This window comes from Aquimonas sp., assembly GCF_044377145.1.
In the GTDB taxonomy this organism is placed as follows: Bacteria; Pseudomonadota; Gammaproteobacteria; order Xanthomonadales; family Xanthomonadaceae; genus Aquimonas.
This window is the reverse complement of record NZ_JBILJQ010000005.1, coordinates 9,731-28,436: the sequence shown is the minus strand read 5'-3', so window position 1 is coordinate 28,436 and position 18,706 is coordinate 9,731. Positions and strand designations below refer to the sequence as shown.

The following is an 18,706-nucleotide window of genomic DNA, read 5'->3' as shown; positions in this document are numbered from 1 at the left end:
CGAGGCGCTTCCTCGCGCGAGTTTGCTGCGACTTGTCGTTTCCCGTCGGCTGTGGGCCTTGTCGCCATTGCCACAGATTCTCGACCGTGCGGGTGACGTGGACGTCCCGGGTGCTCGGGCTGCTGGCCGCCTGCTTGTTGCAGGTCTCGCCACAGGCCTACGCTGCGTCGGCCGCTCCTGCCAACTTCAGTGCATATCCGGATCTCAGTTCGTGTGTAGAACAGCCTGACCATGATCTGGCTGTGGCAAAGACAGGTGCCTCGGCTGCCCGCCTTGTCGGGAACACCGGCCTGGTGCATGTGTTCGAGCTCGACGGCGACTATTCCCGCGGGTTGACGGCTCCGCGCCTTGATGTGGCGCGAACCTACTTCAGTCAGCGGCCCGATGAAGTCGATTTCCTTGTGGTCTTTACCGGCTTCGAGTTTGCAACCGGGGACGCGCAGGCCTTCTACAACCCGGTCAAGAACGATGTCGAAGGGATCGGCCAGCCGATCTTCGACAACAGCGCACGTTTCGGCAGCTCGGGCAGATTGCAGGGCTATGTCGACATGGCCGCCCTGAGCCGATACGAGCTCAATCCCCGGAGCCCTGGCTTCAAGCCCGCCCTGAACACGATGGGGCATGAGCTGATGCATCGCTGGGGTGTCGGGGTGCGGTTCATCGATACAGATGGCAGCCGAAGTTCTGCCCTGATCGGACGGGACGGCGCCCACTGGAGCCTGCTGGCAGACACCTCAGCCTCGGTGATGTTCGGCGCCCGCTGGCATGAGGTCGCGCCGGGTGAATTCCGGATTGTCGAGGCGCGTGAGCGGTTCTCCGACTGGGATCTCTATCTCGCTGGTCTCGCGCATGCGTCGGAAGTCGCGCCTCTGCGGCTGCTGCGCGGCAGCGCGTTGGACCCCACTGATCTGCCCAGCGTGGGCCTCTCGACGACGGCGAGTGCGCAGGAGGTGCGAATTTCGCAGCTGGTGCAGGCAGAAGGCGCTCGCCTGCCTGATGCGTCGACGGCCCAACGAAATTTTCGCGCGGCCTTGGTGTTTCTTGGGCGGCCGGGCGAGACCCCGGATCCCGCGGACCTGATGCAGTTGCAGCGCTTCGCGCTCAGTTTCGAGTCCTACTTCCAGTCGATCACGGATGGCCGCGCCAGCCTCAAATTCATCGATGCGGCCGGAGCTTCCAGTGGATCGGGCTCGCCCGTACCGATCTCGGGTGGCCCCCTGCTCTCGCATGCCGACCCGGTAGCGGCAGGACTGGTCTGGCTCAAGTCGCGGCAGAGCGTCACCGGCGCATGGTCGGATCGGCCGTCGTCCAGGATTCGCGACACCACCGCAGCAATCGCCGCGATTCGCCAGCTGGACCCGACCTACGAAGGACTGTCGCGGGCCAACGATTTCCTGCGCTCGCAAAACAGCCACAACAGCGACGATGCGTTGCAGCAGGTACATGCAGGGCACAGCCAGACAATGCCCACGCCCGCCCGAGACGGCGGAACTGCGATTCGCTCCGGCTGGGTCTCCAGCCCATTTGATTCCGCGCTTGCAGCCTGGATCGATGCGGAGACCAGCCTGCTTTCTGCAGCCGCCCGCGGCCAGGTCCATGCCTATCTTGCGAGTACGCAAGCCGCCGATGGTGGCTTCTCGACCGTGGCGAACGGCGCAGGTCGGCTGCGGGTATCGCTGTATGCGGCGCGTGCGCTGCTGCGCGCGTTTCCGGGCAGCAGCGGATCCGCGCCGGCGGCGCGCGCTCGCGACTGGGTGATCGACCGTCTGCTGAGCTCACAGTTGCAGGGCCAGCAGGCGGTTCCGGTCAGCGAGATCGCAGAGGCGCTGCAGTTTGCCGGCGCACTTCAGCTGCCGGAGTCCTTGAGGCTGCGCTTGCGCCAGGCACTGGCAGCACGCCAGGGCGCAGCCGGCGACTGGGAAGGCAGCATCCACACGACGGCTGTGGCGACATTGGCGCTGACACTGCAAGCCCAGCCCAACCTGGTGGTGCGCGATCTCCAGCAAACTCCAAGTCCGGCAGTGCGGGGCGAGCCCATCCGGCTGTCGGTGACGGTGGCCAACACGGGTGGGCAACGCGCGCCAGCTAGCACCCTGCAGTGGCATCTGCTCTCTGGCGGCGGCCCGACACCGACTGCAGTCGGATCTCCCATCGAGCTTGCGCCGCTGCTGTCTGGCGATCGTGCTGTCCTGAGCCTGCAGATCGAAAGTTCGGAGTTTTCGGCCGACGCATTGCTGCGCGCAACGGTTGATCCTCAGGACGCTATCCTCGAAGTCAGCGAAGCAGACAACAGCGCCGAACTGCGTCTGTTGACTATCGCGGCTTCGGCGCCGCTGGATCTGGGCCTGTATCCGCAGGATGTGCGCATTGAACCGATCCGCTACACGCGCATCGGTGAGCGCATCCGCGTTGAGGGCGTGGCCCGCAATCTTGGCACTCAAGCGGCCATGGGCGCGGAGCTCCAGCTCGAACGCTTGCTGTCCGGGGGGCGTCAGCGGCTTGCTGAGATTGCGCTTGACGTCGGTCCGGGCGCTTCCCAAGTCTTCCTGCTCGAGTTCGAAGTGCAAGCATTGGGCGTGCACGAGTTGGAACTCAGCATCGTTGCAGGCGGTACGCAGACAGATTCCCGGCTGTCGAACAACAGAATTCCGCTGCGCCTGAGCCCAAGCGAGGGCTTCGATCTGGCCGTGGCAACAAGCCAACTGCAAGTGCTGCCCGAGGCGCCCGAACTTGGCGAAGACGTGCGGATTCGAGCCCGTGTTCGCAATGCGGGAACAGTCGATGCTCCAGCCAGTGAGCTCGCGCTTGAACTGGAGACACCGCAGGGATGGGACCAGCTCCAGCGTCGGACGGTAACAGCGCTTGCAGGTGCGCAGGTCGACGTCGATTTCGTTTGGCGCCCGGAACGCGAAGGGCTGCATCGCCTGCGCGTGTCCGCCGATCCGGACAATGCGCTTGCGGAGCTTGATGAGGTCAACAACCTCGCGCCATTCGATGTCGAGATCGGCCGTAGCATCGAGCCCGACCTGCTGGTGGTACCAGGCTCCGTTCGAGTCACCCCGGGAGTGCCGCTGCAGGGGCGCGCATTGGATGTCGCTGCGTCGGTCCGCAACATCGGTGCAGGACGCGCACCCGCAAACAGCGCTGCGCTGTTCTTCGGCGACCCACAGGGTGGCGGGCAGCGGCTGGCGGTCGTGCGGTTGGAGGATGGCCTGGCAGCCGGCGCGGAAACCACCCTGCAGTTCTCTGTCGAGCGCTTCCCGGCCCGCGGCGACGTTTCGCTGTTCGTTCTAGTCGACAGTGATCTCGAAGTCGATGAGCGCAGCGAACTCAACAATCTGGGAATCGCCGAAGCGACTGCGCTCGGCTTGCCCGATCTTCACGCCAGCAGCGCCTCGTTCCAAATCGTACCGGAGTCGCCCGTGCAGGGGCTCCCGGTCAGTGCGCGCGTACGGGTATCGAACCTCGGTGAACAGGCGTCTGCGCCGGCGTTGATCCATCTGTACGAGCGTGCGCAGGGGGTTCTGCGCGCTGTCGGCCAGCCGCTGCAACTGCCTGCCATCGGACCGGGCGACAGCGCTTCCCCGAGCTGGGAATGGCAGTTCGGGCAGCTCGAAAACGTCGACAGTCTGTACGTCCAGATCGATCCCGAGCAGGCCTTCGAAGATGCGACAAGAGGCAACAACGAGGCCAGTCTGATCCTTGCCGTCCAGCCTGGGCGTGCCTACGCGAGTGTTCCCTACTTCTCGCCGAACGGCGACGGGATCAAGGACCGCACTACCCTGCTGTTCGATCTTGGCCAGGAGCCGCTGCAGAAGATCGAGGTGCGGGATGAGCGAGGTCAAGCTGTGGCCGAGCTTGCCACCACGGATGCCGGCGCCTTGGCGCGAATAGCGGCCGACTGGGATGGCACCGATGCTGCGGGTCGAGCAATGCCTGACGGTGTTTACTACATCGCCGCGCTGACCACGGATGCGCGCAGCATCGGCCCGGTGCGCGTCGTATTGGATACCGACCGACCGATGGCGCTGGATGCCGTCGGCACCGAGGCTGCACTGGTGAGGCGTCTGCCCGCGAGCGTTCACGCCTGGCAGCGCGCGGCGGCCGGAAGTCGGACAGAAGACTATCTCTACACCCGCGGAAACCAGGCCAACGCAGCCAACGCGCTCAAGCGAGGCATTGCCCGCACGCACGCGTTGTTTGGCGGCGTCGAGCCGGTGCTGAGCGCGCGCTGGTTGGACCGCAATGGCGCATCCGATGTCGTTGATCTGATGCTGAACGAGCGCGCGGACGGTCAACTGGTCTTTACTCTCGCCAGCCCTCAGGGTTCCGTGTGGGTGCAGGACCCGGCTGCATTCGATCAGCCCAGGCAAATCGGCACCGTCCCAGCCGTGGGCGTTGAGCTCCGCATCCTCGGTCTGCTCGGTGACACGCACGTACTGCTCGGCCCCGCGGCGGGTTTCGGGCGCTTCTGGATGCTGAGTCTGCAGTCGGGGATCGCGCGTGAGGTCGATACCGGCAACTCCGCCGCCCGGCTCATGCAGGTCTATCCGAGTGGCGTGCTGTTTGGCGTTCCGTCCAACTATGCGGATACGACCATACCCGCGCTGTTCGTCCCGGCTGATCCCGCTGCGCCGCCGGTCGATGTGGTCCTGCCCCAGCTGACCGGTGCCGATTGCCTGCTGCGGGCGCACGCTCTGCCTTCGCAGCCGCGGCTGATCTGGCATCGCCAAACCGCATTCGAAGAAGTGGTCGTTCTGGTCGATCTCGAGTCAGGTGAAAGCCGCACGCTGTTCGAGAGTCAAGGTCCCTCCGGCTGTTACGCGGGGTCTCAGTCTCGGCCTGCGAAGGATGCAGTATCGGGTCGGGCGGGCTACGCGGAGGCTCGCGCTTTCTGGCTTGAGGAGCGTGCCGAAGCGGTGCTTGTCGACTATTCGAATCAGCGGCTTCAGCGCTTCAGTGCGCGCGGCAACCCGCTGGATTCGCGTCCGCTTACCGCCCCTCTCCGGGTCGAGGGTTACGTCGACACCGTCGACAACTCTTCTGTGTGGACCGACCTCGGCGACCCCCATGGTGCGTCCGAGCGCTGCCCGGCGCGCGTGGCGCCCTCGTGGTCCGGTTTGGCAAGGTCAGGACAATTCGAGCGTCGCCTGCTGGACCCGCGTGCAGATGAGCTCTTCCTGAGCTGGGGCGAGATCGTTGCCGACCGCGAGCCGGGCCTGTACGTCGACGCCCCACCGGCGGTCTGCGAGGGCGCGACTGACCTCATCGCAGTGTCCCTCGGTTCGCCGCAGATCCGGTCTTTGGGTGGGCTGACCGCTTGGCCGTTGCGCGGTGAGGCGGACACTCAGCGTTACCCCATGCTGCGCTACGAGGCCCAGCGCGCGGTGTTGCCCGCCGCCTGGCCGGTGTTCTTCCAGTCCGCTGGCGTCCACCTGCGCAGCGATGGCCGGGTGGAGCGAAGCGATGGCAGCCTGAGCAGACCTTGGGCGCTTGCCGGCACCTTGCTCGACGCCAGCCATGAGGAGACGCGGCTCGAACTGGGCAGCGGCTCGGATCCATCCCGATTGGGCGCGGTCCTGTCCAGCCTGGATCGCTTGCGCGCCGAACTGCGAGCTTCCAGCAATGGCCGGTCGGTCGAACTCAGCGGGTTCGCGACCGACCGCAACCTCGACCACTACTTGATCGAGTACGCGCATGCGCATCAACCCGAACGTTGGCTCATGCTGCAGGCGCCGGTCCGTGAGCAGGTGCGCCAGACCGAGTTCCTCACCTGGGCGCCCCCCAGTGCCGGCGCCTACCTGTTCCGCCTCAGTGTCGTCGACCGCGCCGGCAATGTGCGTCGCAGTCATGCCTCGGCCGAGCTGGCCTTCGCTTCGCCGATCTCCTCGGTGCGCCGGGACCATCGGGCGATCTCTCCGAACGGCGACAGCGTGCAGGACTCTGTGGAACTGTCCTTCGTGGTCGCACGCGCCACCGAGCTTGGGCTGCGTGTCAGAGACCTCTCCGGTGCCCTTGTGTACAGTGCGGATCGCGTCTTCGGCAGCCAGGATCTGGGTGATCAAAACTGGGTCTGGGACGGCCGCAACCAGTCCGGCCAGCCGGTCGTCGATGGCCGTTACCGCCTGGAGCTGACGGCTGGATTCGCATTCCCGGTTGCTGTCGACACGGTGTTTCCGAGCCTCGGTGTGGCGGAATTCCGGCCGCTGTATCCGCCCGCTGAGCCGGGCCCCGGTGTCCTGCTGGGCGGCGTTCTGGACCCTATGGGCACCGCGCCTTCGGCAGCAGGGCTCGAGGTTGATCTGCTGCGTCGGCAGGCGGAAGACCCCGCCTGGGCCGTGTGGGCCGAGAACGTCCTGCCACCGGGTGAGTCGGAGGGGGCAGTGCGCATGCAGTACTCGGATGTCTTCGGCTTCCGCTATCGCGTGCGGGTCAGCGATGCTGCCGGCAACGCCGTGTCGCGTGACCTCACCCCAGCGCCGCCCCTGCTTGTGCTGCTGGGCACGCCCGAGGTTCCGCGCTCCGCTGTCTGGCAGTCATTGCCGCCAGACTCAAGCCGAGCTGAGAATGTTCCTCAGCACACTCGACCAGGTACATCGGGCCTCCCGACCGTCATTCCTCGTCGACCGGCGAGTTCCATTCATTTCCTGTCCGACAAGCCCGACCCCGGTGCCGTCAAGCTCGACCTGGCCCGCTCGCTTGACGACTTCGCGGGCAACCCCGGACTGGACTGGCGCACTGTAGCGGACCGCGTGCCCACGCGCGTGGCCGATCATGTGTTCTCGATCGAAGCCGACCTCAGCGACTTTGCGATGGGGGAGCGATTGGCCCTGCGGTTGCGCGGCGACCAGGCCTCAGGCCTCGAGTCCAACGCCTTCATGTTCGCCACGGGCGATATCTCGTACTCCTGTGTGGATCCGCGAGGAAGCCTGGTGGTTTCGGCGCTGTTGGGCGATGCGGTAGCAGACATCGAGTTGCGTCTGCAGCCTCTGGGAGTCACACAAACACAGCAGGTGCTGCGCCCGGTCCCGAACGGGCCCTGGCCCACGGGGAGTTTCCGGGTTGAGTTCCAGCTGCCGCGTGGATTGAATTTGAATGGCATCAGCGCGCAGGTACTGGCAACCCTTGCCAACGGAGCGCGCGAACTCTCGCCGCCGACCCGCTTGAACGCGTGCGTGACTCCAGGCGGAGGTGGAGGCCCCAATGCCAGTCTGCAGATCAACCCCACGGTCAACCCGCAGTGTGGATCGGCACCCACCCGCTCTGTAAGGATCCGTGTGGACGTCCCCGCGTCGGTGGCGACCCAGTTCAAGCTCGAACTGCTCGATCCGACGACCACTCAGCCGCGCCTGATCGCAGAAGGTCCGCGCTCCGCCATTCCGACGGCCGGCTTCGAGGTGGATACCTCCAACCTCTTGGAGGGCGAGGCCCGCGTGCGGCTTCAGCTGACCTCAAGCGCTGGCGAAGTCACAACAATCCTGCAGACCTTTCCGGTGGATCGTAGCCCCGCCGAGCTGGCGATCCAGTCACCCGTGGCGGGATCCCGCGTATGCGCGACCCAGGGTTCCCTCGATGGAGTCGTGAATGGGCATGTCCTCACCGACACCCGTGCACTGTTCGCCATGGAGCAAGCGAGCGCCATCGGACCCGAGTCGCGCTTCGATGCTTTCGCCTGCAGCGCTGGCGATCCCAGTCTGTGTCGGGTCCTCGACGAGCAGCCGTTCGCCAGTGAAGCCCGATTGTCTGCGCGCTCCCGCTCAGGGCCGCTTGCCAACCTGGTCAACCCGGCAACCGGCGCAGCCCTCGTCAGCGAAGGCCCGGTCGAGCTGCGCCTTCGCGCGTTGGATTGGTCCGGCGCCATGGCCTGTACGACCGTTCGTGTCGAGATGGACAGTGCGGTCAGCCTGAGCGAAGTCCGTGATCCCGAGTCGATCCTGCACGCTCAATCGGGTGGCGCGATCCCGGCCATCGCTCCGCAAGGCGATGCGGCGCATCGCGTTGCACGCTGGTTCCTGCGCGCGCGCGAACCACTGCAGCTGAACGTTGTGCTGCATCGCGCTCGCGCCACCGGCCTGCAAGGACCGAGGGCGTTCGAGGTGGTCGAGGGCCCGCTGCAAACCGTGCTTGCTGGAGCTCGCCCTGCCGGTGAACTGAGCATTGTCTGGAATGGCGAGATCTCTGGCCAAGCCGCCGATGATGGCGTCTACGCGCTGCGAATCCAGGCTCAGGACGACTGTGGCCATACGGCCACGATGGACCGTTTCGTCCGCGTTGACGCCACGCCGCCCGAGTTGCAGCTGCTCGCCCCACCCAGTGGAACGGGTCTTCGCGCCGCGGCGGTGCAGGTGGTGGGGTCGCTGGTGGACGTGCATCCCGACACCTACCAGATCGAAGTCTCGCGATCCGCAGCGAACGGTCCATGGACCGAGATCGCCTCCGGCCGCGGCAATGTGCCGCAGGCGCGCGCGCTTGGCGTCTGGCAGACCGCGGGTGCGACTGGCCGGGCCTGGATAAGGCTGCGTGCACGTGACGCGCTCGGCAACCGCTCGGAGGTCTCATCCGAGTTCGAGATCTTGCCCCGGCCCGAGGTGTTGGCGAGTGCGCGGCTTGCGAACCCAGTGTTCTCGCCGAATGCTGACGGTGTTCGCGATGAGCTGGAGCTCATGCTGGTGCTGCAGCGTGATGCGCGCGTCGACGTCGAGATCCGTTCGAGCGCAGGCACCGTGCTCGCGCGCCCGGCCCAGGCGGTGGCTTTCGCCAGTGGCCCAGTGCGAATCGTCTGGAACGGAATGGGCGATGCCGGTGTACTGGCCGACAACACGTACCGCGTGCATGTGGCCGCTGTTGATCAGGAACTCGGTGGTGAACCTGACACGGCCGAACTCGATGCGGGACTGGACACGCAGGCGCCGGCGCTCGCTTGGCTTGCGCCGGACACCGACTACGTCAGCTGCGAGGGCTTTGCGGCACTGGAAGTCTCGGATACATGGCTGCTTGATTTCACCGCCGAGCTTCGCTCCAGCGCAGGAGCCGTGCTGCGCTCTGGCGGGGGCAGCGCCGACGCCGTGTTCGAACTGGGAGGTTTCGCCGGGCTTGCTGAAGGCGACTACGAGCTGCTTGCGCGCGCACAGGACAGCGCGGGTAATCGCAGTGAACAGCGGCGCGCGTTCACCCTGGACTGCGGCCCGCCAAGCGTGACGCTGGACGCGCCCAGGGCTGGAACCGTCCTCGCACGCGCAGCGGATCGCAGCAGCCGAGTGGTTGGTGCCGCGCGCGATCCGCATCTGCGTCGGTATCGGCTCAGCGTCGCGCCGATCGGCACGCCTGGCAATCGGTCGGTACTGCAGGATGTCGCAGGCGAGGGCGATCGGAACATCGATTTCGAGTGGCGACCCGAGCAGCCGGATGGTGACTACCTGCTGCATCTGGAGGCCTGGGACGCCGCCGGCAACCTCGCCGAGCAACGGGTGCCGGTGCGCATTGATGGAACACCGCCCATCGCGGCGATACTCGACCCGCTGGACGGGCAGCAGATCGCCTCGACACTCCAGCTCAAGGTCAACGCCACCGACGACAACTTCGCCGAACTGCGCGTGTTCGCGGCCGTACCGGCGGCCGCCGAGCGGGGCGAATGGTCGCTGCTGTATCGATCCGAACAAGCTGTCAGTGGCGATTTCCTGCCGCCCTTCAGCCTCGATCTGCAGGGCGCGCTCGTGCTCAAGCTCGAAGTCGAGGACCAGGCGGGACTGATCGCTTTCGACCAGGTGCGCGTCGAGATCGACACCCTTCCCCCACCGGTTCCGATCCAGCTCAGCGCAACGGCGGAAGCCGGCGGCAATGTCCGGCTGGTCTGGCAGGGTGGAGACGCGCCGGACCTCAGCGGCTTCTTCGTGTTCAGACAGTCCGCCACCGAGTTCATGCAGCTCAACGTGCAAGCCCTGCCGCAGCGGAGCTACCTGGATCGCGACCTTGACGATGGCGAGTGGTCCTACTACGTGGTGGCGCAGGACCGGGTCGGCAACCGTAGCCAGCCCAGCAACCTCGCATCGGCCCGGGTGGATCGCACGCCTCCTGAGGCACGCCTGCTCAGCCCGCGCAATGGCGAGCGCCTGCGTGGCCGGGTGGAAGTCAGTGGTACCGCCTACAGCGCCGACGATTTCGCCGGGTTCGAGCTCGTGGCGACGCGCCTCGTGGGTGGCGATCGTGTGGTTCTGCGCGAGTCCACCCAACCTGTGCGTTCGGCGCGACTCGCGTACTTGGACACCCTGCAGTACCCCGAAGACACGCGGATTCAACTCGCGCTGGATGCCCGCGATACCAGCGGCAACCGCAGTGGCGACACGGTCGAGGTGGTCATCGATAACCAGCCGCCGGCGGCACCGACCGGTCTGGCTGGATCCGAGGTCGGTGATGACCTCGATCTGCGCTGGAACCCCAACAGCGAGCCCGATCTCCTGGGCTATCTGCTGTACCGCAACGGACGCCTTCTCACCCACGCCGGCGCCTTGCCGGGTGATTTAAGGCCATTGACCTTTGCTCAGAACGCCTATCTTGACCAGGCGGCACCCGATGGGCCCTTGGCCTATCGCGCCTATGCGGTGGACACTGCGGGCAATGTCAGCCCGCCCTCGGCGCCGTGGGAGTTCATCCGCGAAACCGGGCCGCCGCATGCCGAGATCGTGCAGCCGTCGGCGGGTCTGGTGTTCGACCGCGCGATCGAAGTTGTCGCGCACTCCGAAGACCGCGATATCGCCAGTGTTGCTTTCCTCTACCGGGCCGCAGGGGCCACGCCTTGGACCGCGATCGGCGACCCGGTAACCCAGGCGCCCTGGCGGCGAGTGTTGGATCCGGGCGCACTGGCGTTCGGCGAGTTTGAACTGACGGCTGTTGCGACTGACACCGGCGGCCTGGTCGACCCAGCACCGACCGTGGTCCGCGTTCGCTATGCCGATCTGACGCCACCGCCCGCTCCGCAAGGTGTGCGTGCCTATGCCAACGCCTACGAAGCCCACATCGGTTGGACCCACCGCGCCGAGCCCGACCTTGCCGGCTATCGGGTCGAGCGCCAGGCTGCCGATGGGCAGTGGCAGCCCATCCACAACGGCCTGCTGGCGGGCCCGGCGACCGTCGATCCTGCGCGCCCCGAAGGCGCCAGCCGCTATCGCGTGCGGGCGCTCGACACCGTAGGCAATGTCTCCATTGCGTCGACCGAGGTCGAAGCCTTCGTGTTCGGGCTTTCCGCCCTCTACCCGCCGCTCACGCCGACCGCGCAGACGTCTTCACAGCTCAGTGCTCGCAGCCCACGCAACGGTAGCGCACAGCTCGTTCGACGCTGGAGCGATGGCGAGGACGCGCTCGCCGCGGGCGCGGTGCAATCCGGGCAGACCTTCAACATCACCGACGTGGCACTGCGGTTGGGCGTCAACAGCTGGACGCTGCGGGTCGAGGACGCACTTGGAAACCGCAGCATCCCGGCCGCGACGCGGGTTACGCGTGGCGCACTCCCGCCTGCCCCTGCCGCGCTGTCCGGCGCTGTGGATGGTCTGGGCGTGCAGCTCGAGTGGCAGGCGCCGTCGGGTCCGCCGCCGGCCGGCTACCGGATCTACCGGAACGGTACAGCGCTTCAACTGGACGCACCCAGCACGGATGAGGTGCAGGCGCAAAGCGCCGGTTCGCCGCTGCCGCAGGTCAATGATGGTGACCCGCAGACGGTCTGGGTCGAACAGGCCGCAACGCTGTCGGATGCGTTGAGCGGCGAACTGCAGCTCAGTTGGGTCACGACCCGCTTGGTCGGCGGGCTCGAAATCCGCTGGCAGAGTGCGGACCGCTCGGCCCGCGACTTCGACCTGTTCGGCTGGTTCGACGAGCGCTGGAATCTGCTGGCTGAGGTGCGCAACCAGCAGGGTGATACGTATCGCCTGGTGCTGCCCACGGCTTACCCGACGGAACAGCTCAGGCTGGTTCCGCGGCGCGCTCAACGCGTCGGCGGGCAACACGCGCTGGCCGAAGTCGAGGTGTTGCTGCGCGCCATCCAGTCGGCAACGACCTATACCGATCTCGTTGCCAATGGCCGCCACGAATACCGGGTGGCTGCGGTCTCAGCACTCGGATTCGAAGGGCCGCGTTCGCCGGTATGGGTGGCTGAAGTCGGTGACAGTCAGGCGCCGCAGCCCGTCGTGCTTGCGGGTCAACTGGACGGTCGTAACGCCCGGCTCACGTGGACCGCATCGACCGCTGCGGATCTTGCGCGCTATACGGTTTACCGCAATGGACGCCGTGTGGCCGATGTTGCCGCCGGCACCACGCAGTACGACGATGCCAACCTCGCCAACGGCCGTTATGCCTACCGAGTGACGGCCGATGATGCGGTCGGCAACGCCAGCGCGCCGTCAAACGAGATTGTTCTTGAGGTCACTGGATCGTTGCCGGGCGTGCCCAGTTTCGTAAACGCTGTGGCGCATGCCCAGCAGCCGGCGCTGTACCTGCACTGGCAAGCCGGTGCCGGCGTCACGCCCGCGCGCTATCGGCTGCACTTCAGCAGCGAGCGCGAGGGTGTCACTGATCCCTATCGCGAACTGGCTCGGCCGAGCACGTCGCCTTGGCTGCATGCCGGCTTGAGCTACGGCCAGCGTCTGTTCTATCGGATCCAGGCCGAGGACGCGTTCGGCAACCTGAGCGCGTTGAGCGCTCCGTTCGAGGCGGTCGTGCGCGATGTGTCGACACCGCCGATACCGCATCCGTCATGGCCCGGGCAGCCCGGACAAGCGCTGGACTGGCGCCAATCGCAGTTCGACGTGTGCGGTCTGGCGGAGCCCGGCGTTACCGTCGAAGTGCTTGTCAACGACCGCATCGGTGGCAGTGCGCTGGCCTCAGCCCAGGCCTCGCTCACTCAAGTCAGCCTGGATTCCGGTGCACTGGCGTGGGCCGCGTTGAGCCCGGACGGCAGACGACTGGTCTGGTCCGAGGATTCCGGGCGCAGCTATCTGCGCGATCTGTTGACCGGCACCCAGCGCGACCTCGCGCTGGATCCATTGCAGCAGGCCGCGTTTTCTGCTGATGGCGAGGCCCTGATCGGCATCGATCTGGCCCGACGGGTCGTGCGTGCGGAGCTCGGCTCCGGAGCGTCCAATGTCGTCGATCTCGGCATGGAGTCGATCGATGCGTTCGCCTCTGACGTCGCTGGCAGGCGCTGGCTGGTGCAGGGTTCGCGCGAGGGCACGAACGGCGTCTGGCGGGTCGATCTCGACAGCGGCCAAGCGCAGGTATTGGCCATCACGGAGCCCGTTGACACGCTGCGGTTTGGCGGGTGGCCCAATTCAACCATCGCCTATGCGCGGACCCGCGCCGGCAGGCTGCTGCGCGTGGACGTTGTCACCGGCAATGTCACTGCGGTCGATGTGGGGGGCGAACTCGCAGACCTTGATCTGGCCCGAACGGACGACTCGGTACTGGTCCGCTTGCGCGACGCTTCGGGCAGCCGCGTGCTGCTGGCACGCAACGGCCAGCCGGTTCGACTGCTGCATCGGGCCAACGAGCTCATCGCAGATGCGCGGTTGTCGCCGGACGGGCGTGAATTCGCCCTGCTGTACGGCGACCGGATCGAACGCCGCCGGATCGACGACGGCAGCCGGGTGGACAGCGTGGTGCGCGCCTCGACTGATGTGCGCGCGCTGAGTCTGCAGTGGACACCGTCCGGCGCGCTGCTGGTCGCAGAGACGAACAGCAGGGCGCTGACGCTGATCGCTCCTGCGGGCCAGTTCTGTGTGCGTGGCCTGCGTCCGGTCGTGGGCCTCAATCAGATCGAGACAGTAGCCGAGCGCAAAACCGGCAGCCGCAGTCTGCGTTCGCGACCGATTGATCTGAGTTTCGAAGGCAGCCAGCAAGACCAACCCGATGCCGCCATTTCCGCGCAGGACATCCGCTTCCTGCCCGCGCGCGGCATCCTGGGGCAGGCGCAGTCGGCGGTGTTGTCGGTTCACAACCGCGGGCGCGCGGATGTCGGCATGCTGGAGGTCGAGGTGCGGCTGATCTCACCCGCCGGTGACGCCCGGCGCTTCGTCCGCGAGACCACAGTCGCGCCGTCGGGTGTCGCGGTTCTGCACGTTCCGTTGGGCGTACTGGAAGCAGCGGGCGACTACCAGCTCCGGGTCGTGCTGGATCCCGATGCCGAGATCGATGAGCTCGACGAGTCCAATAACACCGCACAACAAGCGCTGTCGGTGGGCACGGATTCTTTGCCCTTGCTTCGTTTGGGCGCGAATGCCAGCACCCGACCTGCGGGTGCGCGCTTCGAGGGCGAAGCAAGGGTCGAGACGGTGTCCGCCTTCCAGGGTCGGCTGCGGCTGGCCGTGGTGGATGCTGCGGGCGAAACCATTACCCAGCTCAGCGATCAAGCGACTGGCGCGATCGGTGGCCTGTCGGCCTGGTCGACTGCGTGGTCCTGGGAGCCGCCGGCAAGCACATTCGCGGGCGAGTACTTCCTCGCGGCAAAACTGTTCGACCCTGCGGGCAACCAGGTGCGCAGCGAGCAGCTCGCGCTCAGGATCGAGTCACAGCTGTCGCTGCAGCTCAGCCTGCAGCCACTGCAGGCCCAGGCAGCGATCGGTACCGGGGTGCCGATTGAGCTCGGGCTGGACTACCCCGCCGGAAACCAGCTGATCGCCGGCGGACAGCTGCGCCTGCGCGCGATTGCGCCGAGTGGCGCCCAGCAACTGGTGTGGAGTGGCTCCAGCGGAATGATGCTGCCGGGCTACAGCCTGCGGCGCACCCTGCATTGGCTGGCCGCGCCCGCCGAGGTGGGAACCTGGAGGCTGCGTGCCGAATTCAACGCCAACGGGATCGAACGTACGCTTGAGCGTTCGGTGGAGCTGGTGCCGGCTTCGACGACCACCGGTTTGCGCGGTCAACTGCAGCTGCAGCCCGGCCTGGCCTTGCCCCTTGGGCAGGCCGCCCAGCTGTTGGCGCGGGTAGAGAATGCAGGCCTCGCCGGCAGCGGTGCCTTGCCGTTGCGGGTGCGGGTGTTCTCGGTGCCCGCTTCGGAGCCGTTGCTCAGCCATGAGCAGGGCATCGAGCTCGCGGCGGGCCAGAGCCTCGACATCCCGCTGGAGCTGGTGGGACTGGCGAATCAGCCGGCTACGTATGTGGCTGTGCTCGAGGTCCAGCGCGAGGGCCAGTGGCGGCTGTTGGCGCAGCGTGGCTTCGGGTCCATCGACGTGCAGGCGCCCGAGCTTCTGCTGCTGAGCCCCGGTGAGCAACCCATCCGCACCCCGGGCGCCGTTGAGGCCGAGATCTGGGATCTGCACTCGCGGGTGGACCGCTCCGAGTATCGGCTGAACAGCAGCAGCTGGCGCGCCCTGAGCGCCGCTGGCAACCGTTTCAGCGCATCGCTGAATGCTCTGCCCGACGGTGAGCACACGCTGCACCTGCGCGCGGTCGATACCTGGGCCAATCAGGCGGAATCTGGCCCGCACCGCTTCATCGTCGACAACACCGCGCCCGTGATCACGGTGGAAGGCGTCGAGAGCGGTGTCAGCTATCGCGCACCGGTGAGCCCGGTCATCGGGGTGAATGATCTGCACCTGGGCACCGTCTCGAGCTGGTTGAACAACCGGTCCTTTGCCTCGGGCTCGGCAGTCACCGCAGATGGCAGCTACACCCTCGAAGTGGTCGCGCGTGATCGCGCCGGCAACCGCAGCGCGCGTAGCGTCAACTTCACGGTTGATCGCACGCCGCCTGCGCTCAACATTCTCGCTCCCGTGGATGGCACAGAGATCAGAGCGGCCACGGTCGCGGTGACGCTGCAGACCGAGCCCGCGCTGGAGGTCACCGTTCGCGTCGGTGCGTGGTCGCGGACCGCATCGGCCGACGCGGCAGGTGCACTGACACTCGACGCGGTTCCGCTGCTGCTGGGCGTCAACCGCATCGAAGCCACGGCCACCGATCGCGCCGGCAATGTCTCGCCGACCGCCGCAGTCGAGGTCGTTCGTCTGGCCGACACCGGCGGACTGGTGGGCAGCCTGGTAACACCCGGCCCCAATCATCCACGCGGCCTCGGTCTCGAGCTGGCCGCGCAAGTACTCAATAGGAGCGTGTCGCAACCGGCAGCGGGCCGACTGCGCGTGCGGATATTGGCGGCCGCCGGCGAGATGCTGGCCCAGCAGTCTGTGCCGCTGAATCTGGCGCCGGGCCAAACCGCCGCGCCCGGCTTCGCCTTCGCGACCGACGCCTGGCCACTGGGCCGTCTGCTGCTGGAGCTCCATTTCGACGGACCGGCTGAAAGCCTGCTGTTGGCCAGCGCCGGTCTCGATCTGCTGGATGCACGGCCGCCCGCATTGGCGGCACTGCTGCCGCAGGCCAATGCGCTGCTGGCAAACCCGGCACTGCTGCGTGTGCGTGCGACGGACGACGATGCGCTGGCCGGGGTCGAGTACCGCCTCGGCGTTGGCCCATGGCTGTCGCTGGCCGCGGCGGCGGCAGCGAACTATGAGACCCGCATCGAACTGGCCGACGGTGCCCACGCCGTCGAGTATCGCGCGCTTGATCTAGCCGGCAATCAGACCGTTCTGGCACCGATCCTCTTCACCCTCGACAGCACGCCGCCGCAGATCCAGGTCGAAGGCGTGGTCGACGGCGGCCTCTATGGCGCTGCGGTGACACCGCGGGTGACCGTGCTCGACGCACATCCCGACCAACTCGCGCTGCGACTGAACGATAAGCCCTTCAGCTCGGACACGCCGATCAGCGTGAGCGGCAGCTACCGCCTGCATGCACGCGCCACCGATCGGCTGGGCCAGGTGAGCGAACGAACCCTCGACTTCACGCTGGATCTGGAGCCGGTGCAGCTCACTGTGGACACGCCGACGGAAGCCGCAGTACTGGCGGCCGCGCAGGTGTCGGTGCGCGGTCGGACCAAGCCCGGGGCACGTGTCAGCCTGACCGGGCTGGCTTCGAGTCACGCGGTGACGGCCGCCGGCACGGGCGAGTTCAGCATCGATGGCGTCGCGCTCGTACCCGGCGCCAACCCGTTGCAGTTGATCGCCACCGATCGTCTGGGCCGTACCAGCCCGCCGGTCGTGCGCAGCGTGTTCCGCAGCGATGATCAAGCCGCAGGAATCGGCGGTCAGCTCAGCCTGATGCCGGTCGAGATCGCCGCCGGCAGGCCCTTTGAAGTGATCGCGCAGGTCAGGGAAACGCTGGGTGCGCCGCGCCCGCAGATCGAAGCCCGCATCCAGATCGGACGAGGCGCGGACGTACTCGTCGAGAGGAACTGGCTGGCCGCACTGGGTGCGCTCGAACAGCAGACTTCGCGGCAGGCATTCGCGCCCTTGCCGAGCGTGCTGGGCAGTCACTGGGTCCGCCTGCAGGTGCGAATCGGAGCGAACTGGCAGATGCTGGATGAGACCAGCTTCCCGCTGCTTGACCGCGATCCGCCGCTGGTCACGGTGCTGGCGCCCGTGGCCGGCAGCTTCCTGCCGGGTCCGGTGGCGCTGCAGGTGCAGGCGGACGATGCCTTGAGCGCCATCCAGCGTGTGCAGGCGCGGTCGCCTGGGGGCGCCTGGCTGGATCTCGCATCGATGCCCAAGCCGAACCTCTGGGCCGGCGCGCTGGCGATCGAGAACGAAGGCGCAGCCGCCCTGCAGGTGCGCGCCTTCGACGCGGCCGGCAATGTGTCTGATATCCGCACGCATGCCGTCACCATCGATCGCAGCCCGCCGCTGATCAGTGTTCGAGGTGTGGCCGAGAACGGCCTGTATGCGGAACCCGTGCGGGTGTCGTTCACTGTGGTTGACGCAACGCCGGTGCAGACCTCGGCCACCTTGAACGGCCAGCCCCTGCAGTCCGGTCAAGTCGTTGACACCCACGGGCGGCATCGTCTGCGCATCGAGTCCACCGATGCCGCAGGCAACCGCGCCGTCAAGGCCTTCGAGTTCGAGCTCGACCTGCAGGCGCCTGGACTGCGGATCTCCGCGCCGGTGGACAACAGCATCATCCGCAACCCGATGACTCATGTGCTCGGCAGTACCGAGCCGGCGGCCACGGTCGAACTCGAGGTCGGCGCGACCCGGCGTTCGATCCCAGCTGATGCGAAGGGCCATTTCCGCTTCGATGACGTGCCGCTGCTGATTGGCGCCAACACGATCCGCGCGCGTGCGATCGATCGGGCCGGCAATACCGGCGCGTGGTCGATGCTGAGGGTCGAGCGGCGCGGCGGCTTCGCCCTGCGCGGTGCGCTGGAGCTTCCGCCGCAGCTGCGATCCGGTCAGCCGCTGCCGGTGCGTGTCCGGATCTGGAACGACGCCGCCCATGCGCAGCCGGCGGTGCGGATGCGATTGATTGCACGCATGGCCGACGCCCGCGATCGCGAGCTCGACGCTCGCCGCCTCGATCTGGCCGCAGGCTCAGCGAGCCAGTACGACCTCAGCCTGAGCACCCAGGGCTGGCCCCGCGGCGTGGTCAGCCTGCGTCTGCTGGCCAGCGATGAAGTCGAGGTGCTGCTGGCCAGCGCGCAGACCGAGCTGATCGGCAGCACGACACCGCCCGTCCTGGCGCGGCCGCAGCTGGTCCCGGTGCTGGGCCCCGGTGCGATCCTGCTGATGGTGTTGCTGATGCTTGGGCCGGCGCTGCTGCGCCTGCATCGCGCTGGAGGGCAGGGCTGATGTCGATGTCTGCGCACCACCATCCAACTGCCGGCGACGAGCTTGAGTGC

Annotated in this window: 1 protein-coding gene; it reads left to right on the top strand. The window is 67.0% G+C overall.

The window, feature by feature from the left end; genetic code table 11:
* Positions 1–242: 242 nt before the first annotated feature.
* Positions 243–18,656 (top strand): CARDB domain-containing protein, encoded by an 18,414-nt coding sequence (locus ACIQ7H_RS02935; RefSeq protein ID WP_395788217.1) that lies wholly within the window; start codon positions 243–245, stop codon positions 18,654–18,656.
* Positions 18,657–18,706 lie beyond the last annotated feature (50 nt).